General features: G+C 60.1%; 20 protein-coding genes. 7 read left to right on the top strand and 13 right to left on the bottom strand.

The annotated features are described in order from the left end of the window. Positions 1-113: 113 nt before the first annotated feature. A complete protein-coding gene (gene cysS, locus MR935_RS03465; protein WP_290571085.1) occupies positions 114-1,529 on the top strand; it encodes a cysteine--tRNA ligase in 1,416 nt (471 codons plus the stop codon). Positions 1,530-1,604: 75 nt separating this feature from the next. Here cysS and ppk1 read toward each other — a convergent pair whose 3' ends face one another. Then, positions 1,605-3,734 (bottom strand): polyphosphate kinase 1, encoded by a 2,130-nt coding sequence (gene ppk1 / locus MR935_RS03460; protein WP_290571084.1) that lies wholly within the window; start codon positions 3,732-3,734, stop codon positions 1,605-1,607. Positions 3,735-3,953: 219 nt separating this feature from the next. Here ppk1 and MR935_RS03455 point away from each other — a divergent pair, with 219 nt between their 5' ends. Beyond that, positions 3,954-5,033: a 6-phosphofructokinase gene (locus MR935_RS03455; RefSeq protein WP_290571082.1), complete on the top strand. Its 1,080-nt coding sequence runs from the start codon at positions 3,954-3,956 to the stop codon at positions 5,031-5,033. Between the two features lie 290 nt (positions 5,034-5,323). Here the strand turns inward: MR935_RS03455 and MR935_RS03450 are convergent, their stop codons facing one another. From MR935_RS03450 to MR935_RS03425, 6 genes are all read right to left on the bottom strand, one after another. Beyond that, complete coding sequence (locus MR935_RS03450) at positions 5,324-7,447, bottom strand: heavy metal translocating P-type ATPase (RefSeq protein WP_290571080.1); 2,124 nt, start codon at positions 7,445-7,447, stop codon at positions 5,324-5,326. A 67-nt stretch (positions 7,448-7,514) separates the two neighbouring features. Further along, on the bottom strand, positions 7,515-7,787 hold the full coding sequence (locus tag MR935_RS03445; protein ID WP_290571077.1) for a DUF6110 family protein: 273 nt from the start codon (positions 7,785-7,787) through the stop codon (positions 7,515-7,517). Positions 7,788-8,207: 420 nt separating this feature from the next. Then, entirely contained in the window at positions 8,208-9,425 is a 1,218-nt protein-coding gene (locus MR935_RS03440) for a cation:proton antiporter (RefSeq protein ID WP_290571075.1), read from the bottom strand. Further along, a complete protein-coding gene (locus tag MR935_RS03435) occupies positions 9,422-9,901 on the bottom strand; it encodes a TetR/AcrR family transcriptional regulator (protein WP_290571073.1) in 480 nt (159 codons plus the stop codon). The genes MR935_RS03440 and MR935_RS03435 overlap by 4 nt, the downstream gene beginning before the upstream one ends. Positions 9,902-10,101: 200 nt before the next feature. Then, positions 10,102-11,514 carry a MocR-like pyridoxine biosynthesis transcription factor PdxR gene (gene pdxR / locus MR935_RS03430; protein ID WP_290571071.1) on the bottom strand — a complete coding sequence of 471 codons (1,413 nt, stop codon included), beginning with the start codon at positions 11,512-11,514 and terminating at the stop codon, positions 10,102-10,104. 10 nt (positions 11,515-11,524) lie between these two features. Next, complete coding sequence (locus MR935_RS03425; protein ID WP_290571069.1) at positions 11,525-12,007, bottom strand: GNAT family N-acetyltransferase; 483 nt, start codon at positions 12,005-12,007, stop codon at positions 11,525-11,527. A 227-nt stretch (positions 12,008-12,234) separates the two neighbouring features. Here MR935_RS03425 and MR935_RS03420 point away from each other — a divergent pair, with 227 nt between their 5' ends. The 3 genes from MR935_RS03420 to MR935_RS03410 all read left to right on the top strand — a co-directional run bounded on the left by MR935_RS03420 (position 12,235) and on the right by MR935_RS03410 (position 15,695). Then, positions 12,235-13,134 (top strand): hypothetical protein, encoded by a 900-nt coding sequence (locus MR935_RS03420; protein WP_290571067.1) that lies wholly within the window; start codon positions 12,235-12,237, stop codon positions 13,132-13,134. Beyond that, positions 13,131-14,903, top strand: a complete 1,773-nt coding sequence (locus MR935_RS03415; protein WP_290571065.1) for an S-layer homology domain-containing protein — start codon at positions 13,131-13,133, stop codon at positions 14,901-14,903. The genes MR935_RS03420 and MR935_RS03415 overlap by 4 nt, the downstream gene beginning before the upstream one ends. A 93-nt stretch (positions 14,904-14,996) precedes the next feature. Next, positions 14,997-15,695: an MgtC/SapB family protein gene (locus tag MR935_RS03410; RefSeq protein WP_290571063.1), complete on the top strand. Its 699-nt coding sequence runs from the start codon at positions 14,997-14,999 to the stop codon at positions 15,693-15,695. Between the two features lie 90 nt (positions 15,696-15,785). On the opposite strand, the gene MR935_RS03405 is transcribed toward MR935_RS03410, so the two are convergent. Beyond that, the gene (locus MR935_RS03405; protein ID WP_290571061.1) at positions 15,786-17,765 is read right to left on the bottom strand and encodes a fructose-1,6-bisphosphatase; all 1,980 of its coding nucleotides are present in this window, start codon (positions 17,763-17,765) and stop codon (positions 15,786-15,788) included. 172 nt (positions 17,766-17,937) lie between these two features. Continuing rightward, positions 17,938-18,675 carry a tRNA lysidine(34) synthetase gene (locus MR935_RS03400; protein ID WP_290571059.1) on the bottom strand — a complete coding sequence of 246 codons (738 nt, stop codon included), beginning with the start codon at positions 18,673-18,675 and terminating at the stop codon, positions 17,938-17,940. A gap of 275 nt (positions 18,676-18,950) precedes the next feature. On the opposite strand from MR935_RS03400, the gene rplM reads away from it, so the two are divergent. Then, the gene (gene rplM, locus MR935_RS03395; protein ID WP_290571057.1) at positions 18,951-19,379 is read left to right on the top strand and encodes a 50S ribosomal protein L13; all 429 of its coding nucleotides are present in this window, start codon (positions 18,951-18,953) and stop codon (positions 19,377-19,379) included. Between the two features lie 15 nt (positions 19,380-19,394). Beyond that, positions 19,395-19,802, top strand: coding sequence for a 30S ribosomal protein S9 (gene rpsI / locus MR935_RS03390; protein WP_290571055.1), 408 nt, complete (start codon positions 19,395-19,397; stop codon positions 19,800-19,802). 91 nt (positions 19,803-19,893) lie between these two features. On the opposite strand, the gene MR935_RS03385 is transcribed toward rpsI, so the two are convergent. The 4 genes from MR935_RS03385 to MR935_RS03370 form a co-directional block, all read right to left on the bottom strand. After that, entirely contained in the window at positions 19,894-21,006 is a 1,113-nt protein-coding gene (locus MR935_RS03385; protein WP_290571053.1) for a tyrosine-type recombinase/integrase, read from the bottom strand. Between the two features lie 179 nt (positions 21,007-21,185). Continuing rightward, positions 21,186-21,938 carry a hypothetical protein gene (locus MR935_RS03380; protein ID WP_290571051.1) on the bottom strand — a complete coding sequence of 251 codons (753 nt, stop codon included), beginning with the start codon at positions 21,936-21,938 and terminating at the stop codon, positions 21,186-21,188. Beyond that, positions 21,928-22,188 carry a hypothetical protein gene (locus MR935_RS03375; RefSeq protein WP_290571049.1) on the bottom strand — a complete coding sequence of 87 codons (261 nt, stop codon included), beginning with the start codon at positions 22,186-22,188 and terminating at the stop codon, positions 21,928-21,930. The genes MR935_RS03380 and MR935_RS03375 overlap by 11 nt, the downstream gene beginning before the upstream one ends. A gap of 24 nt (positions 22,189-22,212) precedes the next feature. Further along, positions 22,213-22,881: a helix-turn-helix domain-containing protein gene (locus MR935_RS03370; RefSeq protein WP_290571047.1), complete on the bottom strand. Its 669-nt coding sequence runs from the start codon at positions 22,879-22,881 to the stop codon at positions 22,213-22,215. Positions 22,882-23,019 lie beyond the last annotated feature (138 nt).

Below are 23,019 nucleotides of genomic sequence, written 5' to 3'. Positions count from 1 at the left end.
GGGAAAAACAACCCTTGGGGGGCGTTTTGATTGAGAAAGCGTGGGATGGAGCGGGCAAGAACCGCCGCATCCAATGATAAAACCGCAAATCAAGCCATAGAAAGGGAGCAGTTATGAAGCTATACAATACCTTGACCCGTCAGAAGGACGAATTTATCCCGCTCACCCCGGGCGAAGTGAAGATGTACTCATGCGGGCCGACGGTATACAACTATTTCCACGTCGGCAACGCGCGTCCGTTCATCGTGTTCGATGTGCTGCGCCGCTATTTTGAATACCGCGGCTACAAGGTAACGTTCGTGCAGAACTTTACCGATATCGACGATAAGGTCATCGGCAAGGCCAACGACGAGGGCGTGGACTTCAACGTCATCGCCGACCGCTATATCAAGGAGTATTATGTGGACGCGGACGGCCTCGGCATTGGCCGGGCAACCGTTCACCCCCGCGCGACCGAAACGATGGACGCGATCATCGACATCGTGCAGCGCTTGCTCGACAATGGCCACGCCTATCTGGCCGAAAACGGGGATGTGTACTTCCGCACCCGCTCGTTTGCGGATTACGGCAAGCTGTGCCATCAGCCGATGGAGGAGCTGCAGGCCGGCGCGCGCATATCGGTGGGCGAGGTGAAGGAGGACCCGATGGACTTTGCGGTCTGGAAGGCCGCCAAGCCCGGTGAGCCTGCGTGGGATACGCCGTGGGGCTCGAAGGGCCGTCCCGGCTGGCATATCGAATGCTCGGCCATGGTCAACAAGTACCTCGGGCCGACGATCGACATCCACTCGGGCGGCTTGGATCTGACCTTCCCACACCATGAGAATGAGATCGCCCAGTCCGAATGCGCCAACGGCTGCACGTTTGCCAACTACTGGCTGCACAATGGCTTTTTGACCATCGACAACGAGAAGATGTCCAAATCCAAGGGCAACTTTTTCATGGTGCGCGACGCGGCGAAGGAGTTCGGCTATGAGACCATCCGCATGTTCATGCTGTCTGCGCATTACCGCACACCGCTCAACTACTCGGCCGACTCGCTGGAGATGAGCAAGGCGTCGCTCGCCCGTCTGTACGAAGCGCGGAGCAATATGGAATTCCGCATGGAAAAGGCCGCGGGTGACACGATGACCGTCGAGGAAGCGGCAAAGTGTGAGGAGCTTGGCCGCTACAAGCAGAAGTTCATCGAGGCGATGGATGACGACCTGAACACCGCCGACGCGCTGTCGGCTATCTTTGAGCTGACGCGCGAGATCAACGCCTATATGGGCGCGCATCAGGACGCGACCCGCGCTTGGCTGCGCGCGGCGCACGGCCTGTTCATGGAGCTGACGGGCGTGCTCAATCTGGTGCAAAAGCGCGAGGACGCGGCCGATCCCGAGGCTGACAAGATCGAGGCGCTGATCGCGCAGCGCGCGGCGGCCAAAAAGGAGAAGAACTTTGCCGAGGCTGACCGCATCCGCGACGAGCTGGCCGCGATGGGCGTGACCATCAAGGATACCCGGCAGGGCACACAGTGGAGCCGCGCCTGACGGGGCGATAAGCGGAGAAGGCAAACAAAGAAAAAGGGCGTGCGCAGAAACCCTTCTGCACACGCCCTTCTGTTGTCAATCGCCCAGCAGCTTGCGCAGCCAGCGCCCAAGGCGGGAGACTGGCTGCCTGTGTGTATCGGCCTGCGCGGCAGCCTGCTCGACGGCTTGCTGCATCAGCAGCTCCTGTGCGCAGACAGGCTCGGCCCCGGTCGGCTTGCGCTGGTAGCTGCCGTCCGGCTGCAAGACGCGCGCCTTTGCCGTATCCCGCAGCATGGCGGACAGGATATCGTGCAGGCGGGCGCGCACCGCGGGGGCGTGGATCGGACAGGCGATCTCGACCCGGCGCTCGGTGTTGCGCGTCATCAGATCGGCGGAGGAGATGTACATCTTCTCCGCCGCGCCGCGGCCGAACACAAAGATGCGCGAATGCTCCAGAAACCGCCCGACGATGCTGGTGACTGTGATATGCTCGGTATGCCCCTTGACGCCGGGCTTGAGACAGCAGATGCCGCGGATGATCAGCTCGACTGTGACGTCCGCACATGAGGCCTGCCGCAGCCGCTCGATCACGTCGATATCGGTCAGCGAGTTGAATTTCAGCAGGATATAGCCTTCGCTGCCCTTGCCGATCTGCTCGTCGATCAGCGAGAGGATGCGGCGCTTGAAGCCGCTCGGCGCGACCAGCAGGTGTTGATATTGTCCCTCCAAATTGCCAAGCGCCATGTTGCTGAAAAAGGCGGCCGCGTCCGCGCCGATCTCGTCGTCCGCCGTGACGAGTGAGACATCGGTATACTGCGCGGCGGTCTTTTCGTTGTAGTTGCCCGTGCCGACCTGCGTGATGTGGCGCACCGCGCCGCGCTCCTTGCGGGTGATAAGGCAGATCTTGGCGTGTACCTTGTAGTCCTCAAAGCCGTAAATGATCTTGCAGCCGGCTTCCTCCAGCCGCTCCGACCAGTCGATGTTGTTCTGCTCGTCAAAGCGGGCGCGCAGCTCGATCAGCACGGTCACATCCTTGCCGTTTTCCGCCGCAGCGCATAGATACTCGACCAGCTTGGCCTTGCGCGCCAAGCGGTAGATGGTGATGCGCACCGAGAGCACGTCAGGGTCGTTTGCGGCCTCGCGTATCATCTGCAGAAAGGGCTCCATCGACTCGTAGGGGTAGGACAGCAGAATGTCCTGCCGCAGCGCGGCGCGCAGCAGGCTCTGCCCCGGGGGCAGCATAGCGGGCTGCTGGGGTGTGAACGGCGGGTCGGAGAGCGCCATGCGCCGCTTTTCGGGCAGGTGCTCGCCAAGGCTGAAGGCATAGCTCATTTTGAGCGGCGCCTTGCGCGAGACAAAGAGCTGGTGGTCGCTTACGTCAAAGCGGCTGCGAAAATACTGGGTGAAATGCTCGCTGACCGGGCGGCTCAGCTCGACCCGCACGACCGCCATGCGGCGGCGGCGGCGCAGCAGTTTTTCCATCTTTTTGCGGAAATCGCCCTCCCCCGCGTCAAAAACCGCGTCGTCCGGATTGATATCGGCGTTGCGGGTGACGCAGAAAATGGTCTTTTCGAGCATGTCGTACATGCCGAACACTTGATCGGCGTATTCGTACAGCAGAGTCTCGATGGGCATATAGCGCCCGCCGCGGCCGGGCAGGAACACCAGTGCGGGCAGCGCGGACGGCACAGGCAGCAGGCCGAGGCGCTCGGTCTTTTTGTGGCCGAGCAGCGCGGCGATGTGCGGCACCTTGCCCTCGAGATGGGGGAAGGGGTGGTGCGCGTCGACGATCTGCGGCGAGAGCACGGGTGCCACTACACTTTTGAAATACTGCTTGATGTATTTCAGCTCATCCGGCTCAAGCTCGGCAAAGCCGATGTGGCACAGCCCCTCGCGGCAGAGCTTCTGCTCAATATCGGCAAAGGCCGCGTCGCGCCGCGTATACAGCGGGCCGACGGCGGCATAGATACGCCGGAGCTGCTCCTTGGCGGTCATGCCGGACTTCTTGTCGATATGCGCCTTGTCGACCGCGGCCATGTCGCACAGGCTGCCGACGCGGATCATAAAAAACTCATCCAGATTGCTGCTGAAAATCGACAGGAATTTCAGGCGTTCGAGCAGCGGAACGGCCTCATCCTCGGCCTCCGCCAGCACACGGGCGTTGAACGCGAGCCACGACAGCTCGCGGTTCTGCGTATAGCCCTGCTCCCAAATCGCTTGTGTCATAGCGGCTTTCCCCCTTTTAGCGACGGTCTCCGCGCAAAACGCAAAAGGCTGCGCGGTGCTTTGATATTGTAATTATACCACAGCGGCGGGCAGCTTTCCAGCCAAAGCGCTCCATCTGCATAAAAAAGGGTTTTTTACCGATTGCCCTTTTCAAGCGACGGAAAAGGGCGTACAATAAAAGATACCAACTTTGGGAAAATGGTAAGGAGGGCAAGCAATATGAAGATCGGAATGTTGACCAGCGGCGGCGACTGTCAGGGTTTGAACGCAGCGCTGCGCGGCGTTGCCAAGACACTGTACCACGAGCTTGGGGACAAGGCAAGACTGTACGGCATCCGGGACGGCTACCGCGGTCTGATCGAGGGCGACTACCACGAGATGAACCCGCGCGATTTCTCGGATATATTGACCGTGGGCGGCACCATCCTCGGCACCTCGCGCCAGCCCTTTAAGCAGATGCAGAAAACGGCCGAGGACAGCGAGGAGACACGGCTGCAAAAGATGCTCAAAACCATCAAGGAGGCGGAGTTTGACTGTCTTGTCATTCTGGGCGGCAACGGCACGCATAAAACGGCAAACCTGCTGTCGCAGAACGGGGTCAATGTCGTCACCCTGCCCAAGACGATCGACAACGACCTCTGGGGCACTGAGGTCACATTTGGCTTTCAGTCGGCCATCGACATTGCCACGACCGTGATCGACTCCATCCATTCGACTGCGTTCTCACATTCGCGCGTGTTCATTGTCGAGGTCATGGGGCACAAGGCCGGATGGCTGACGCTGTACGCAGGCATCGCGTCCGGTGCGGATATCATCGTCATCCCTGAGATACCGTATTCGGCCAAGGCGATCGCCAAGGCCATCGAGCGGCGCGAAAAAAGCGGCAAGCGCTTTTCCATCCTCGCCGTGGCCGAGGGCGCGATCAGCCGGCAGGAGGCCGCGATGAGCAAAAAGGAGTTCAAGGCCGCGCGGGAGAATATGCCCTATCCCTCGATATCCTACCGGCTGGCGGATGAGCTGAAAGAGCTGACCGGGCACGAGATCCGCGTGACCATCCCCGGCCATTACCAGCGCGGCGGCGCGCCCTGCCCGGCCGACCGCCTGCTGACCACCCGGCTGGGTGTTGCTGCGGCAAATCTGATCCGTGAGGGCAGGTTTGGCAACATGGTTGCGGTGCAGAGCAACCGCATCGTACCCGTGCCGCTCAGCGAGGTTGCAGGCAAGCTTAAGACCGTGCCGCCGGACAGCGATATCGTGCAGGCCGCGCGCGATCTCGGGCTGTCGATGGGCGACGAGTGAAAAAACGCTCCGCCGTGTCGCGGATAGGCGGTCATTGCGCAGTATCGACACTGAAAAGCTGCGAGCCGCACGGAGGACATGGTAAAGGGTGGCTCGTCCTGTCCGGCAGTTTGACCGGGCGAGAGCCGGCGAAAACCGTTATCTGAATACCGAGGGGAACGCCCGGACGCAAAAGTGTTCGGGCGTTCCTTTGTGCAGACAGTAGAAATTTTCACATTTTTGTGGGATGCTGCACTGTTTTACGCCTCGTTGCGATATCATGGAGGGGTGTTGCAGCTTGTTGCGCGGCGTTATTCCGGTGTGTCCGGGCTGGGCAGACCGGCGGGCGGCAGGGCGTTGTGCCGGAGCAGATCGGTCATACTGTGCAGGCTGACGCCAAGCGTGGACAGGTTGTGCAGCAGCGCGCAGGCCGAGGGCGTGAGCAGACCGGCGATGCCGAGGACGATCAGGCTGCTGTTGAAGCCGATGACAAAGCGGTAATTGGCATCAATGCGGCGCATCAGGCTGACGGCAATCATCCGCAGGCTGACCAGCTCGAACAGGTTGTCCGCAGCGATCGTGACATCCGCGATTTCGCGCGCGATGGCCGCGCCGTCGCTGATTGCAATGCCGACATCGGCGGCGGACAGCGCAGGTGCGTCGTTGATGCCGTCGCCGAGCATCATCACCGTGCGCCCCGCGGCACGCTCGGCCTCGACAAAGCGCGCCTTGTCCTCCGGCAGCACCTCGGAATGGTACTCGTCCACGCCGACCTGTGCCGCAATGGCGGCTGCGGTGCGCTCGCTGTCGCCGGTGAGCATAACCAGCTTGCCGATACCCAAGCGGCGCAGGGTGTTGACGACCGCGTCCGCCTCGGCGCGCAGAGGATCGGCAATGCAGATCACCGCCGCCAGCTGGCCGCCAAGCGCGAGATACAGATGGGAATACTGCGCCGGCAGCGCGTCAAAGCGCGCCTGCTCGCCCGCCGGTATCACGCAGGCTTCATCCTCGAATACAAAATGGGCGCTGCCCACAATCACCCGTTGGCCGCCGACCGTGCTGGAAATGCCGTGCGCCACCAGATATTCCACCTTGGAATGTAGCTCCTCATGGGAGAGTCCTCGCTCCCGCGCGGCCTGCACGACGGCGTTGGCCATAGAGTGTGGGAAATGCTCCTCCAAACAGGCGGCAAGACGGAGCATCTCGTCCTTGTCGTGCCCGCCGAAGGGAATCACGTCGGCCACCACCGGGCAGGCGTGGGTCAGCGTGCCGGTCTTGTCGAATACGATCGTATCCGCGCGGGCGATGGCCTCCAGATATTTGCCGCCCTTGACGGTCGCGTAGCAGCCGCCCGCCTCACGCATGGCGGAGAGAACAGCCAGCGGCATGGCCAGCTTGAGCGCACAGGAAAAATCCACCATCAGCACGGACAGCGCTTGGGTGAGATTGCGCGTGAGCAGATAGGCAAGGCCGCTGCCCGCAAGCGTGTAGGGTACGAGCCGGTCGGCCAGATCGGACGCGCGGCTCTCGGCGGAGGATTTGAGCTTTTCCGACTGCTCGATCATGGCGACGATCTTGTCATAGCGGCTGCTGCCCGACTGCTGGCCGACACGCAGGCTGCACTCGCCCTCCTCGACCACCGTGCCGGCGTATACCGTTGCGCCGGGGCGCTTGGGCACGGGGATGGACTCGCCGGTCATCGAAGCCTGATTGACCATGACCTCGCCCGCTTCAATTACACCGTCCAGCGGGATCAGGCCGCCCATGCGCACAGCAATGCGGTCGCCCGCTGCAATCTGCGCCAGCGGCGTGAGCACCTCGCCCGAGGGAGTCTGGAGCCAAACGCGGTCGACGCCCAGCGACATGCAGCGCGCCAGATCGTCGACGGATTTTTTGTGCGTCCATTCCTCGAGCAGCTCGCCCACGCCCAGCAGAAACATGACCGAACCGGCCGTGCCGAAGTCGCGCCGTGCCATCGATAGGCCGATTGACAGGCCGTCCAGCAGCTCAACGCGCAGCTGGCCGCGCAGTAGGCAGCGCAGCCCGCGCAGCAGATACGGGATCGCGCTCCACAGCGTGTAGGCGACGCGCAGCGGCGCCGGGAAAAACAGGCTGCGGAAGGCCTTGAAGGCCGTCATCCCGACCAGCTTTTCCTGATAGCGGCGGTTGAGCGCGCGTCCGCTGTGCGTCGGCGCAAGCTCGGCTATGCCGTGCATGGCATAGGAAAACCGCCCGAGCTGCCGCAGCAATTCGGCGCGTGTGCTCCGGTAATAAATCACGGCGCAGCGGGTGCGCTCGTGTACATCCGCCCGCCGCACACAGGACAGGCTTTGCAGATAGGCCGCAAGCAGGTCGGCCTGCTCGATGGTCATCCGCTTTTGCAGCATACGAACGCGGATGCGCCCGCTGCTTTCATGCATGATTTGAAACTTCATCTCGACCTCCGGTAACGGAAAAGAGAGCCGTTGCCGCGGCTCTCTCTATGTACGGCATACACGCCGCTCAGTCCATCGCTGCGGTATCGTCCTGCACGCGGCAGTCCTCTGCTTCCTGCGCCGCGCGTTTCTCGTTGATGTCGTTTGCCGCGGCCAGAATATCTGCGGCGTTCTCCTGCACGGAGGTCACCGCCTCCATCGCGCATTCCTTCACCCGCAGCGCGGCCGCCGCCGTGTGGGTGTAGACCTTTTTGGCGTCCCTGCTGGACAGCAGCTTGATGCCGGCCGAGCCGAACAGCGTGCCCGCTGCGAACAGGGCGATTCCTTTATAAATTTCCATGACAAATTCCTCCTTTTTTATTTGTGACGCATTCCGGTCATCATGGCCATCACCATGCAGATAATGGCCGCCCAAGCCCAAAAACGATGCTGTTTCAAATTGTCACCCCCAATGCACGGCATGGTTCTGCATTTTTGCGGGATATCGCCCGCCGCATAGCCGACGCGGGGGATGCGCGCAGCGTGTCCCCGGGACGGGCTTGCCCTATTAGCGAGTACTAACTGAGGGGCCGCGCGCTGCCTGCAAAGCAGCGCTGTACGCACTTTGGTTAGCACAAGCTAATTTCAGTTTACCACAGCTTACCAACGCTGTCAAGAGGGCGGATGGCGCTGTGGTACGCTCATGGCAAGATGTACATCAATGAAAAAACTGCCCGAAAACATGCGTTTCGGGCAGTTTAGATTGTGTTTTGTCTGGCTGTTACTGCTTGGTCTCGCCCGCCAGCTGGAAGGCAAATTTGGCGGCGATGACCGCGATGATCTCATTAATGATCGCGGCGGCGGCAATCGTGCCGGAAACGATGGCAGCGAGGGAGGCATCAATCGCCGTCAGCGTGGAAACAGCGATGCCGGTGAATACAAGGGAGACACCGGCGTGCGGCAGCAGCGTCAGCCCCAGATATTTGGTTACCGTCGGCGCGGCATGGGTCAGCTTGCCGCCAAGGTATGCGCCGCCGATCTTGCCGGCCGCCCGGGAGAGGATATACACCGCCGTATACCCGCCCGCGCCCGCAATCAGGCGGTAGTCGAGCGGCATACCAAGGTTGACGATGACGATCACAAGCGACAGCCGCAACAGCGGGGCGTACCGCGCAAGCGCCTCGGTGAGCGCGGCTTCGGGCAGCAGGTTGACCACCGTCGCACTGAATGCCATGCCGATCAGCAGATAGTTCAGGCGCAGCGCGTGGAACACATACCGGTCGACCAGCAGGCCGCAAAGCGTGGACAGGCACAAGAACAGTGTCAGCGCGACAAAGCGGCCTTGGCCGCTCCGCAGCCGCCGGAGGACGAAGGCGGCGCACAGTCCGGTCAGGATGCCGATCACAAAGGGCAGCACAACGATGCCCACAATGGCAAGCGGCGAGGTGCCCGCGCCGCCGCGCGTGCCGCTGAGAATGGAGATGACCGTGAAGAATACGACAACGCCGATGATATCATCAATGGCTGCGAGTGGGATGAGCGTCTTGGTCACCGGGCCGCTGGTGTGGTATTCATTGACGATGGAAAGCGCGGGCGCGGGCGCAGTCGCCAGCGCGATACCGCCGAAGAGAAACGCCACATACACCGGCACGCCCGTCACCGAAAAGACGGCGGCGAACACGGTGGACACCAGCAAAAACGTACCAATAGACTGTACGAAGGTGATGCCGACGATCTGCTTGCCCGATGAGGCCAGCTTTTTGAAGATGATCTCCCGCCCGATCATCACACCGGCAAAGCACTCGAAAAATTTGATGAAAACCCGAAACCACAGCGCGTCCATAATATCCTGCGTTACCACACCAGCCAGATAAGGGCCAAAGACAATGCCGGCGATCAGCCAGCCGAGGATGGCGGGCAGTTTCACGCGGGAGACCAGTCTGCCGCAGACAAAGGCGGCGCATACGATGGCAAAAATACGCAAAAGTCCGACAATCACAGCAAAGTCACCAGCCTTTCAATCACAGCGTCCGGTGCGGCCTTGACACGGCACAGCTTTTCAAACGACCCGTCAATGATGATGCGAAGCGCATCCCCGTCCGCTGCGGAAGCGCCGGGGAGCGCGGCGCAGAGCTGCGCCCAAAGCGCGTCATGCCGCCCGGCGGCGTAGGCGTGGATGGCATCGTTGAGCTTATATTTGTTGAAAATATCGTCGCGGATCATCATTTTGGAATCAAAATAAAGGTGAAGCAGCGCGTCAGGTGCAGCGTGCGCGCCGAGCAGCGCGTTCAAACGCCTGACTGCTTCGTCATAGTATGTCTGATACAGGGCGCGGGCAAGCGCCTCTTTGTCCGGAAAATATTTGTAAATGGTTTTCTTGGATATTCTGAGCCTTTCGGCCAAGGTATCCACGGAAAATCTAAGACCCTCCTGCCGCAGACTGTCGATTGAGGCGGCGATGATCTGCTCTCGCATAGGAAACGAAACCTCATATTTTTGTTTCCTATTATAGCGCGCAGCGCGGCGGCCGTCAATGCGGGATAATGGACAAAACAACAGCGGCTGGGAGCATTTTCCACAGCAGCTTGCCCAGAGCGCGCAAACAACCGGCTGCTGTGCGGTGTGCAGCCGGTTGTTCAATAGAATGCTGGGCGAAAAATTCTCGCGCGCCGTCTTCAGCCGGACGCGCTCCATGCCTGCCGCAGCAGCCGGACGGCCTCGCTTATCTGCCGTTCGTTCAGACCCGCGTAGCCGAGCACGAGCGTTGCGCGCGGCGGCTTGACGGGCGGGGTATAGTAGGCAGACAGGCCGTAAACGCGCACCCCTACGGCGCGCGCGCGCTCGATCAGCGTTTGCTCAAGCATACCGTTGCGCATGTGCAGCAGCAGATGCAGCCCGGCCTCCGCGCGCGAGACCTCGTGCGGCAGGCCGCGCAGCTCGCGCGCGAGCGCGGCCAGCAGCGCGTCGCGGCGGGACTGATAAACCTTACGACTGCGGCTGATGTGCCGCTCAAAGCCGCCGGTGCGCATGAATTCGGCAAGCGTATACTGCTCAAAGCTGGGCACGGTGGCCGCGTAGAGTGAGAACTGCGCGCGGTAGCGCGCCATGAGCGGCTCGGGCAGCACCAGATAGCCGATGCGCAGCGAAGGGGCAAGGCTTTTGGCAAAGGTGTTGACGTAGATCACGCGCCCGGCGTGGTCGAGCTCGCCCAAGGCGGGGATAGGACGCGAGACGTAGCGGAACTCGCTGTCGTAGTCGTCCTCGATGATATAGCGGTCGGGCGCGGCGGCAGCCCAGCGCAGCAGCTCGAGCCGGCGCGCGGCCGGCATGACCGAGCCGAGCGGGAAATGGTGCGAGGGCGTCAGATAGACGGCGGAGGCATCGCTTTTTTCCAGCGCATCGGTGCGCAGGCCGTGCTTGTCGAGCGGCAGCGGGCGTACAGCTGCGCCGTTTGCCGCGAAGATCTGGTACAGCTTGCGGTAGCCGGGGTTTTCGAGCGCATAGCTGCGTTCCGCGCCGAGCAGGCGGATGACCAGATGGATGAGGTATTCTGAGCCAGCGCCGACCAAAATGTTGTCCGGCGAGACGGTGATGCCGCGAAAATCGTGCAGATACCGCGCGATCTGCGCGCGCAGCGGGTAGGCGCCACCCGGCTCAGTCGCGCGCAGCAGGTGGTCGGCGTATTCGTTCAGCACGCTGCGGGACAGGCGCGCCCAGATGGAGAATGGGAAGCAGCCGGTGTCGACGATGTTGGTGCGAAAGTCAAACCGGCAATCGTCCGCGGGCGCGGCGGGGGAGACGGAGGACGGCTGCGGCGCGGCGGAGGAGACGACGGGCGGCACAGCCAGCTGCTGCTGCACAAAATAGCCGCGGCGCGGCACAGAGGAGAGATAGCCTTCGGCCAGCAGTTGGCTGTACGCCGTTTCCACCGTGATCTGGCTGACGCGCAGGTGCGCGGCAAGCTGCCGCTTGCTGGGCAGCTTTTCGCCGCCTGTAAGTGCACCCGACATGATATCCGCGCGCAGCGCCCGGTAAAGCTGCTCATACAGCGGCGTGCCGGTGTGCGGGTTCAGGTGATAGGTGAGCATGGCGGCCTCCTCACAGGGTCAGGCGCATGGCGTACCAAACCGCGCCGCCGTGCGCCGAGCCGGACACGCCCTCGTTGACAAAGCCAAAGCCCGCGTAATAGGGCGTGAGCGCCTGCTTGCAGGTTAGCACAAGGCCGCGCCGTCCGTGCGCCCGCGTGTCCTCGATGACGCGGCGCAGCAGCCGCCCGGCAAGTCCCTCCCGCCGCCGGGCGGGAATGGTATCCACGCCGAAGATCATCTGCCAGCGGCCGTCCGGGCGGTGGAGCGCAGCGTCAGTGTACATCTGGTCGCGCAGGTCAGGCTCGTCGGTCGCCATGCCGTTGACAAAGGAAAGCAGGCGGCCATGCTCCCACAGCAGCCAAAAATGGTCGGGGAAAACGGCCAGCCGCTCGCGCAGGGTATGCTCATCCGCCGCCTCGGCCGGGGGAAAGCAGGCGGCTTCGACCGCGCAGAGCGCGGCAAGGTCGGCAGGGCTTGCGTGTGTGATGGTCATTTGGGTGTTCGCTCCTTGTCGTGATAGCGCGGCGGGGCGCGCTGGCCGCAGGCTGGTGCAAGAGCGGCGTATAACCGAATTATAGCACAAACCGGCCTGTCGGGCAAATGCGTCCCGCGCGGCGCAGCGGGCGGCATTGCCCAAAGTCTGCTTCCCTTTTTCGGAAAAAGCTGTTATACTGTTTGCCATGCAGGTATATTTATCACAATGATGGGAAAGGAAAAGATATGGCAAAAAAACAGCAGCAAGGCCGCACCATGTCGGAAAAAGCGGCTGATACGCGGCGGAGAGTGCGCCGCCGCCTGACCGTGCGCGGCGTACTGTCCGCTCTAATCGTGGCGACGCTCATCCGCTCGGCCTTTATGCAGCGGTTTGAAAACGTGTTCGTCTGCGTGCTGGCGCTTATTCTGTTCACCGTGCCCATGCTGCTGGAAAAACAGCTTGCGATCGACATCCCGCCCGTGATGGAGGGCATTATCTACTGCTTTATTTACGCGGCCGAGATATTGGGCGAGATCAACTCGTTTTACACCATCATCCCCGGCTGGGACACCATGCTGCACACGATCAACGGCTTTTTGTTCGCCGCGGTCGGCTTTGCGCTGGTCGATCTGTTCAACCGCAGCAAACGGTTTACGTTTGAGCTGTCGCCGCTGTTCTTGGCGATCGTGGCGTTCTGTTTTTCCATGACGATCGGTGTGTTGTGGGAATTTTTCGAGTTCGGCATGGATCAGATGCTCGGCACAGACATGCAGAAGGACTTTGTCGTGCAGCAGGTCAATTCGGTGCTGCTCAATCCGGACGGCTTGAACATCGTCGAGCATGAGACGATCGACAGCCTGTTTGTCAACGGGCAGGACTGGATGGAATTTCCGGGCGGCTATATTGATATCGGCCTGATCGACACGATGAAGGACTTGCAGGTCAACTTCATCGGCGCGGTGGCCTTTTCGATCATCGGGTTCTTCTATGTCAAGCGGCAGGGCAAGGGTAAGTTCGCCGCCGCGCTCATCCCGGTCGTGCGCTCTCCCGACGCGGCGGAAAAAAACGCGCCGCGCGGGGAACAAACCGGGCGGGTGCTGCGTCCAACCGGGCAGAACGATAACAAAGGAGACCACGACCCATGAACAAAAAAGCAGCACGCGCGGCGCTCGCCGCCCTGATCGCGGCCAGCACGCTGCCCGTTTCGGCCTGCGCGGCCACGCTGGACGACCGTACCCCCGCCGGTGTGCCGGCGTTTAACACGGCCGACCATATGCAATATATGAACGGCTATGCTGACGGTACATTCCGCCCGGATGCGCACATCACCCGCGCCGAGGCGTGCCAGCTCATCGCCGGTCTGCTGGCCGAGTCCTCGGGCGGCGCGGATTATCTGTTCACCGACGTGCCGAACAGCGCGTGGTATGCCGATGCGGTGCGCGAGCTGTGCGGCTTCTCGTTGCTGAGCGGCTACGCCGACGGCACGTTCCGCCCGGACGCGACCATCACCCGCGCTGAGTTCGTCACCCTGCTGGCGCGCTTTCCGCATGATGGCATCGGCGTGAGCAGGGAATTTACCGACGTGCCCGCCTCCCACTGGGCGCATGAGGCCGTGCAGACCGCGCTGGCGCAGGGCTGGACCGGCGGCTACCCGGACGGCACGTTCCGCCCGGACGCGCGCATCACCCGCGCCGAGGCCGTGACCATGCTCGGCCGCGTGCTCGGCCGTGAGGGCGACGCGGTCATGGCCGCCACGGGCGACGGCATCCGCGTCATGCCCGACGTGCCCGACACCCACTGGGCATATCTGGCCATGCTCGAAGCCACGACCGACCACACCTACGAGAAGAACGACGGCCGCGAAAGCTGGCTGACCTTTGAAAAAGAGACCACGCCCCTCGCTTCGGGCTGGCATAATATCGGCGGCGAGCTGTTCCATGTGAATGACGCGCAGCAGTTTGACCGTGGCACTGTGGTCGGCGGCCTGACGCTTGACCGCAACGGCCGCTACACGACCGGCAACGCCGAGTTGGACAAGCTGCTGACCGCGGCCGCTGCTGCGGCGGTGAGCGACCGTATGACCCAGCCGGAAAAGCTGCGCGCCATGTACGATTACGCCAAGCAGCGCTTCGGTTATCTGGGTATCGGCACAGTCGACACCACGCAGGCCGATTGGGATATTGCGCAGGCGACCAGTATGCTCCAAACCGGCAAGGGCAACTGCTATTCGTGGGCGGCGTCGTTCACGCATTTGGCGCGCAAGGTCGGCTACGACGCAAAGGTGGTCGTCGGCAAGGGCGTCAGCCCCAAGGGGAATGAATCGGTACACGCTTGGACCGAGATCACGCTGGACGGCACGCCCTATACCTTCGACCCGCAGATCGAAAGCGTCTACGCTGCCCGCTACGGCGAGCACTACGACCTGTATATGAAGAAGTACGGTGAGGCCGTCTGGGGCTACAAGGCCGATGAGGCGCAGGCACCGGAGGAGCCGGCAGAGCCGGAGGCCGACGCGGCGCTCGCTTCGCTGATGGAGACAATCTATGCCGACACGCAGACGCAGTCCTCCATGGTGCAGACCGTGCTGTATCCGGGCATGGGCGCGGACGGACAGGGCTATGAGCTGTCCTACTTCCTCGGCACGAATGCGCTGCCGATCGAAACCGGCCTTGCCTCCGAGCCAATGATCAGCGTGCATCCGCACTCGATCGTGCTGGCGCGCTTTGCTGAGGGCACGGATATGGAAGCGGTCAAAAAGACCGTCGCGGAAAATGCTGACCCCTATAAGTGGATATGCGTCGGTGTCGAGCCGGGCAACGTTAAGGTTGATGCGGTGGGCAATACGCTCATCCTCATCATGGACAACGACAACGCCCAAACCTATCTGGAACGCTTTCAGAAGGCGGCGGGCTGACCAAACAGCGGCAGGCCAAGCGGGCGGCGCGATTGCGCCGCCCGCCTTTTTCTGCTATAATGAAAAGAAAAGCAGTAAAAGGAGACCCACGGTATGCGTGAGATCAACTTCATCGAGATCGCGCTGCGGCTGCTCGCGGCCATGCTGATCGGTTTTCTGGTCGGTGGGCAGCGCGAGCGCAGCGCCCGCCCGGCTGGTGTGCGCACCCACATGCTGGTTTCGCTCGGCGCCTGCGTGGTGACGATCACCGGCATCCTGCTGTTTGAGCAGACGCTTGCCGCTTTTGGCAGCGCGCCCGACCCCGGACGGCTGTCGGCGCAGGTCATTTCGGGCGTTGGCTTTCTCGGTGCGGGCACGATCATCAAGGAGGGCTTTTCGGTGCGCGGGCTGACGACCGCGGCCAGCCTGTGGGCGGTGGCTTGCGTGGGCATCGCAGCGGGCATGGGCTATTATGTGCTGACGCTGCTGGGCGGCGCGGCAATTTTCTTCACGCTCGCCGCGTTTTCGCGCATCCAGCGCGCTGTGCGCTACGGCAAGCAGGCCGAGCTGAACTTGCAGCTCGAGTGCACACAGATGGGCGAGGTGATGATCGCGCTTAACCGGCTGTGCGACGAGCTTGGCATCGCGCTGCACGACCTGTCCTTCACGCGCGCGCCGCACGGCAGCTATCTGGTCGGTATGCGCGTGCTGCTGCCGGGCAGGGCGCAGGCGGCGGCGCGCCAGCGCTTCCTACAGGAGACGGCCTCGCTGCCCGGCGTGCTCTCCCTACAGGATCAGGAGGCCGGTACATAAAACACAGGCGCGAAAGGGCGCGGCACGGAAAGTTTCCGCGCCGCGCCCTTGTTTCATCTCTGCCCGTGCAGGAACTGACCGGCCAAGCGGTCAGTCCATATCGCTGTTGTCCTCCTTGATCTCGCCGCGGCGGAAGGCAGACAGCAGATCCTTCAGATCGTTGATCGTCTGCTGGAGCACCTTGCCGTTATCCGTCTCGCTGATGCGAATACGGCTTTCCGAGCGGTCGAAGGCCATCGAGGTCGAAAGGATATCCTTGTTGTCCTCGATCGCGGTGCGCTTGCCCGGAAACGGCTCGTGTGCCGTGATGTGGATGCCCCATGAGTCATATACCAGCGTATAGCCTGCGATGCCGGTGGTCGACTGGTACGCGCGGCTAAAGCCGCCGTCGATGACGATCAGGCGGCCGCCTGCCTTGAGCGGGCTCTCGCCGTCCTTGGTCTTGACCGGCACATGGCCGTTGACGATGTGACAGTGATCGCCCTCAAGGCCAAACTCGCGCAGGATGCGCACGCATACCTCGTCCTCGTTGTAGTAGGTATAGTAAGCGTTTTTCGGCTCGACCCAAGTCGACTTGTCCTCGACCAAGCGGCGCTCAAAGGTTGCGATATGGTCGCGGCCGAACGAGGGCGAGTGCCTGCCGCACCACAGGAACCACAGAAAATCCTTGCCGAACTGCCGCTCGTCGGTCCGCTCGCGGGCGTAATAGCCCTCCCGCGCGACCGTCTCGCACCAGTCCATCAGCGCCTTGCCGGAAAGCTCCTTGCCGCCGAAGGAGAACTTGAGGAACTCGCCGTTCTCGTCCATCGGCACGCAGCCGTGGAACAGCAGGTTGCCGTTGAAGCACTTATACAGGCCGCCCTTGGAATACAGGAAGCGGATGTGGCGCTGCAGCTTTTCGCTGCGCAGGAAGGAGCGCTTGAGCTGCGCCATCAGCTCGGTCTCCTCAGGTGTCAGGGTGTACGGGTCGGCCGGGTCGATGGTCGGGAAATCGCAGTCGCGCAGCGGATAGACGCCCGAGGGCAGTTGCACGGTGCCTGCCTCGTAGTCGACCTTGTCCAGCAGCAGGCGGTCGTCCATATGGAAGGACGGGTTGCGCTGGATGGTCTGCCCTTCCAGCTTGAACTGGATGATGGCGATGGCCTTGTGCATACGCGCGGCACGAGTGCGGTCGAGCGGTGTGTCGCTGCCCTCCGTGCCGGCCTTGGGCATGAAGCAGGTCACGTCCGAATTCCGGTAGACCTCATCGGCAAACAGCGAAAGCGGACGCAGGCTGATGCCGTAGCCGGTCTCGATCATCTCCAGATTGTTGTAGGTGATCGAGTTGCTCAGCACCGTGGCGATGCAGGTGCGGCTGCCGGTGGCCGCGCCCATCCAGAGCACGTCGTGGTTGCCCCACTGGATATCGACCGAATGGTGCTCCATCAGCATATCCATGATGATATCGGCGCGCGGGCCGCGGTCAAAGATATCGCCCACGATGTGCAGATGGTCGACAACCAAGCGCTTGATGAGGTTGCACATCGAGATGATGAAATCCTCGGCGCGGTCGGTTTCGACGATCGAGGCGATGACCGTGTCGAAGTAGGCACGCTTGTTGAAAATGTCGTTGTTCTTGTTGAGCAGCTCGTTGATAATGTCGCCGTTCCAGCGCGGCAGCGCGCGGCGCACCTTGGCCCGTGTGTACTTGGAGGCGCACAGGCGGCAGATGTCGATCAGGCGGCTGAGCGTGATGCGGTACCACTCGGCGCGGTTGGGCGCGGCCTCGGCCAGCTCTTCGAGCTTTTCCTCTGGGTAGTAGATCAGCGTGGCCATGCGGGCGCACTCGTCGGAGGGCAGACTGTCCCGCAGCACGATATCGACCTTTTCACGCACCGCGCCCGAGGCGTTGTTGAGAATATGTACAAAGGCCTCGGCTTCGCCGTGCAGGTCGCTCATAAAGTGCTCGGTGCCCTTGGGCAGACTCAGGATGGCCTGCAGGTGGATGATCTCGCTGCTGGCCGCCCGTACATTGGGGTATTCGCGTGCCAGCAGGCGGAGGTATTTCAAACGTTCGCTCTGGTGATCCATGTAATGTCGCTCCTCTCTTTCTTTATGAATATGTCTTCCATTTATATGAGATGTCTGTCATTTCTATCTTCCATTATCAGTATGCCACAAAACTGCGTATAACACAAAGATTTTTCTGCGAAAACCAAGAAATAACCAACAAGCGACCAAAATAACCACAACGCCTTGCCCATCAGGGTCGCTTGGGTGTACGGGTGCGGTCGGGCTGCCAGCCCTTGAGCGGATAGCGCTGTATCGCGCCGAAGATGCGCTCGCGCAGGCCGGGCATGGTCTGCTCGAGCGTCTTGAGCAGATCCTTGATTTCCTGCCGCTTGGTGCTGCCGTCCGCCGGGCAGGGGTTGTGCACCACGGGCAGCGCGTGCCGCCCGGCAAACGCGCGGACAAGGTATTCCGGCGTGTACAAAAGCGGGCGGATGAGCGTGACACCGCTGCGGTCGAGATAGGTGACCGGCTGGAAGCAGGAGATGCGCCCCTCGTAAAACAGCGAGAGCATGTATGTCTCGACCACGTCGTCAAAATGGTGGCCGAGCGCGACCTTTTTGCAGCCCGCGCGCAGCGCGGCCTCGTGCAGCGCGCCGCGGCGCAGCTTGGCGCAGAGCGCGCAAGGGTTTTGCTCCTGCCGGATGTCGAACACGACCTGCTTGATCTGCGTCGGGATGCGGATGTACTCGACCTCCAGCGCGTCGCACAGCGTCTGCACGGGCGCAAAATCCATATTCTCATAGCCCATCTCGAGCGTGATCGCAACGACCTCGAACCGCTTCGGGTAAAACGCGCGCAGTTTGGCCAGCGTGGTCAGCAGGGTCAGCGAATCCTTGCCGCCCGACACACCGACCGCCACGCGGTCGCCCTCGTCGATCATATGATAATGGTCCACCGCGCGGCGGACATAAGAAAGCATCTTCTGCATGTGCTTCTCCGATCTCCCAGTAAAATACTCATATTTATAGAGAAAATATAGCAGAAAAGCCGCGCGTGTGCAAACATTAATTTTGAATTGCAAAGTGAGAAAACGAGAGAAAATATATGATTAAATGAGAAATAAAGAGATTATATCGGATTTGCAATAAATTTCAGATTTTCCGCTTGACTTGCGCAAAGTGATGTGTTTTAATAGATATGCTCGCTTGGAGCGCATAAAAAGGTTGTCAAATTACTTTTGATATAAAAACGGAGGAAGAGAACATGTCTACTTTTATGGCTAAGGCAGAGTCTGTCGAGCGTAAGTGGTATGTGCTGGACGCCGCGGGCAAGCCGCTTGGCCGCACCGCCGCCACCGCCGCCATGCTGCTGCGTGGCAAGCACAAGACCGAGTTTACGCCCCATGTCGATTGCGGTGATTTTGTCATCATCGTCAACGCCGACAAGGCCGTGCTGACCGGCAAGAAGCTGACCCAGAAGTATTACCGCCACCACACCGGCTGGGTGGGCGGCCTGAAGGAAGTGCAGTATAAGACCCTGATGGCCGAAAAGCCCGCGTTTGCTATGCAGCTGGCGGTCAAGGGTATGCTGCCGAAGAACTCGATCGGCCGCCAGTCCGCGACCCGTCTGAAGGTGTTCGCCGGCGCCGAGCACAACCATCAGGCTCAGAAGCCCGCAGTTTGGGACAAGTAAGGGAGGAACTAACTGATGTATACACCTAAAAAGGCCTATTTCTACGGCACCGGCAGAAGAAAGTCCTCCGTTGCCCGCGTTCGTCTGTTCCCGGGCGGCACCGGTGAGATCAAGATCAACAACCGCGAGATCGACAACTACTTCGGCCTTGAGACGCTGAAGATGGTTTGCCGCCAGCCGTTTGAAGTGACCGGCACCGCTGGCAAGTTCGACGTTGTCTGCACGGTCGCCGGCGGCGGCTTCACCGGTCAGGCCGGTGCGATCCGCCACGGCATCGCCCGCGCGCTGCTGCAGGCCGACTCCGACCAGTACCGCGCCGCGCTCAAGGCCGCCGGTCTGCTGACCCGCGACCCGCGCATGAAGGAGCGCAAGAAGTACGGCCTGAAGGCTGCGCGCCGTGCGCCGCAGTTCTCCAAGCGCTAAAACAGCAAAATACCACCGAAACTACTGTTCGGTGGTATTTTTTTATGCACTTAGATTTTTCTGACGACATTCTGACGACACGGGGGAGCGTTTACGACATGGTTTCCTTACGGTTGTCGTCTGTCTTTTTGCGGAATACGGCTGCACGGAGTTCCTCCAGTTCGTTGTGGACGTAGATCTCGGCGGTGACCTGAATGTCCTTGTGGCCGAGGATCTTCTGGATCGTGTAGATGTCCACGCCGTTCCGGCGCAGGCTGGTACCGTAGGTGTGGCGCATCTCGTGCGAGGTGAGCACCGGAATGTCCGGGTGACGCTCGTGCACGCCGGTCATAAACTTCTTGAGCCGCTGAGAAAAGTGGTCGGTATCCTGCAGGCCGCCGGTCTGTGAGGGAAAAAGGTATAGACTGTCGCGCGGCAGCGACTGCACCAGAGTGATGCACTCGTCCGAGATCGGAATGGTGCGGAAGCTGTTCTTCTTCGGCGCGGCCAGCTTGAGCACGCCGACCTCGGAAACGACAGTGCGCTGAATATGCAGTGAGCCGTTACCCGGCTCGAGTACGAAGTCCGTCCACATGGTTCCCAGCAGCTCGCCGCGGCGCATACCGGTATCGAGCAGGAGCGCAGCGGCAGGAAACGCCTCGAGCGCTTCCTCGCGCACAGTGGCGATCTGCTTTTCGGTCAGCACACGCTTGACGCGCTTGTGCGCCGAGCTGCTGAACTGCACGCGCTTTGCCGGATTCTTGTAGCACAGGTCGTTCTCGATCGCCGTTTCAAAGATGTCCACCAGGCACAGACGGATCTTCTTCAGATGCGATGCGGACAGACCCTTGTGCATGGCGGCGAACGTCTGCACATCGACCGGCCGCACATCGGTCAGATCAACACTGCCGAAGTACGGCTCCAGATACAGCCGCACGATCTCCTCATAGGTCTGGAGCGTGTTGGGACTAACAAACGGCTGCTTGTAGGTCTTGAGCCACTTGCGCGCCCACTGGGCGAAGTTGTAACTTTTCCGGACGAATGCTTCGCCGGTCCGTGCGGATACCTCGGATGCCACACGGAATTCCTCGGCTTTCTTTTTCGCATCGGCAAGGCTGACCGTACTGTAAAAGGATTTGCGCAGCGGCTTGCCGTGGATGTCGCGGCCGAGCGTGATCTTGTATTCGTAGCGGTTGTCCTTGCGTGTAGGTTTTTTTCTCGGCATAAAAATAACCCCTTTCTTACCGTAAAAAGTATGGTAAAATAGGGGTACTGATGGCTGTGGAAGGTTTATCAGTACCCCGTCCCGTTCCGGTGTTGGCGCACCGGGGCGGGATTTTTTATTTGCAGGCTTTAACATGGTCGAAATCGACCAGTTTAACAATAGATGATATAATAAGCTTTTTACTTTGGATATAGCTCGTAGGTGCTGCCGTGCTTTATGCGAGTGATCTTATCTGCCTTGACTAAATGACTGACAGCAGTACCGATCGTCGGCTTTAGGTCGGAATCGAACTGCTTGTGCAGATCCTTCTGCAGGATAGCAGGATTGTCCTGAATAACCTTCAGCACCTCGTCGTCAGCGATCTGCAAGAATGCCTGTCGCTTTTGATGAACAGCGAAGTCATGTTTGCGTTCCTCGTAGTTCAGAGTTAGATCTTTATAGCGCTCCTTGATTTTATCTATGATGCTGAAATCAGGGTATCGACTATTGTGTGCATGCAGCCACATATCTTCAAAGTATTGTTGCCCAATGGAGGTTTTTGAGCAATACTCAGCAAGCTCTTGTGCGGAGATTAAAGCTTTTTGAGCATGAGCAATAGCTTCATCTACACTGCGGAAGTCATATAAATGCGGCAGCCATATGTCCTGCTCCAGTTTGTCGATGTATTCTGCGTTGGCCGTATGAAATTGGCTCTGGGCCATACGTTCATCAAAACCGCGATGGAATTTCGGATTAGGACTGTTTTCGCAGTATTGGCGTGCTTTTTCGTAACTGGCTTGGCGTAGATACGCAACATCTTCATCGGTAAGCTCTTTTCCGTCTGCACGCCAAGTCGTTCGGCCGTTGGAAATGTATGAGACGGGTGATTCGTCACGGTCATCCTCAGGTATTTGGATTGGGATCAGATCTTCGGATATTTTATCAGATGGCAATATTTCGTTCGAAAATCTGATGTTCGGCTGCTTTCTTTGACCGTGGACGCCATATGATTATGATAACGGCTATCATAATTCCGGACAGGACAAAAAGAAGAGGGCGGACGCTTGTATCGGTCAAACCATATCCCGTCAAAGCAATGATGAGATAGATAGAAGCACCTAAGGCACAGAATACCGTTGCACCATATTTCAAGCAGCCGGGCTTGTTTGACTCAGCTGCGTGAGGTGTTTTCAGTTTTTGCATCGTTGTAACTCCTGTATCTGCGTATCAAATCAGATCGACCGTGCGAATGACTTTGATAACACGGCCGACAACACGGCACTGTTCCAGATCAACACCTTCAATGCGCCTCGGCTTGAATTCTGGGTTGATGGGAATGAGATCAATCCAATCCTCACCAGGCTTATACTCGATACGCTTGACGGTGGCTTCATCGCCGCCCAGCAGCATAATACCAATCCGACCGGAGGCGCCCATGTCACTGCATCTAAGGCAGAGTATATCGTCGCCGTCATGGAATTGTGGATACATACTATCGCCGCTGACCGTAGCGAGGAAGAAGTCCTCGGGTTTACGTCGTCCAATCCACTCAGCTGGGATAGTGCGCTGCTCATAGGCATCGTCGGGCGTTGCATCAAAGTGTGCTGCCACAGGTCCGGCGTAGTGAATGTAAACAAGATAAGAAGATAGAGCAGCTTCGATAGCGCTTTCCCGCGCTGCATCTTCATGCGCTGCCTCCATCATTTTGAAAGCCCTTTCTACGTCGCCATCACAAGCCTCCATATATGACAGGGGGATAGACGCTATCAGATCGGGGTCATCATAATTTGTAGGATCGTCAGTCCAACCAGTAAGATAATTCATATCTACATTGAAAAAATCAGCAATGGTTTCTAATGTTTCAAAATCTGGTTCTCGTTCTCCGCGTTCATACATGAGACGCAGGCTGGCCGAGCATCTGCCGCCCGTGCTGCTGACCACCTGTGAATTTCCGCTGCTGTGCAAGGCCGAGCAGATAGAAATGGATGAACTGGCCAGCGCAGCGGAGGGCGTGCTGTGCGATCAGTTTGTTAC

This window comes from Agathobaculum sp. (assembly GCF_022775115.1).
Lineage (GTDB): Bacteria > Bacillota > Clostridia > Oscillospirales > Butyricicoccaceae > Agathobaculum.
The sequence above is the reverse complement of the archived record's forward strand: the minus strand, read 5'-3'. Positions and strand labels throughout refer to the sequence as shown.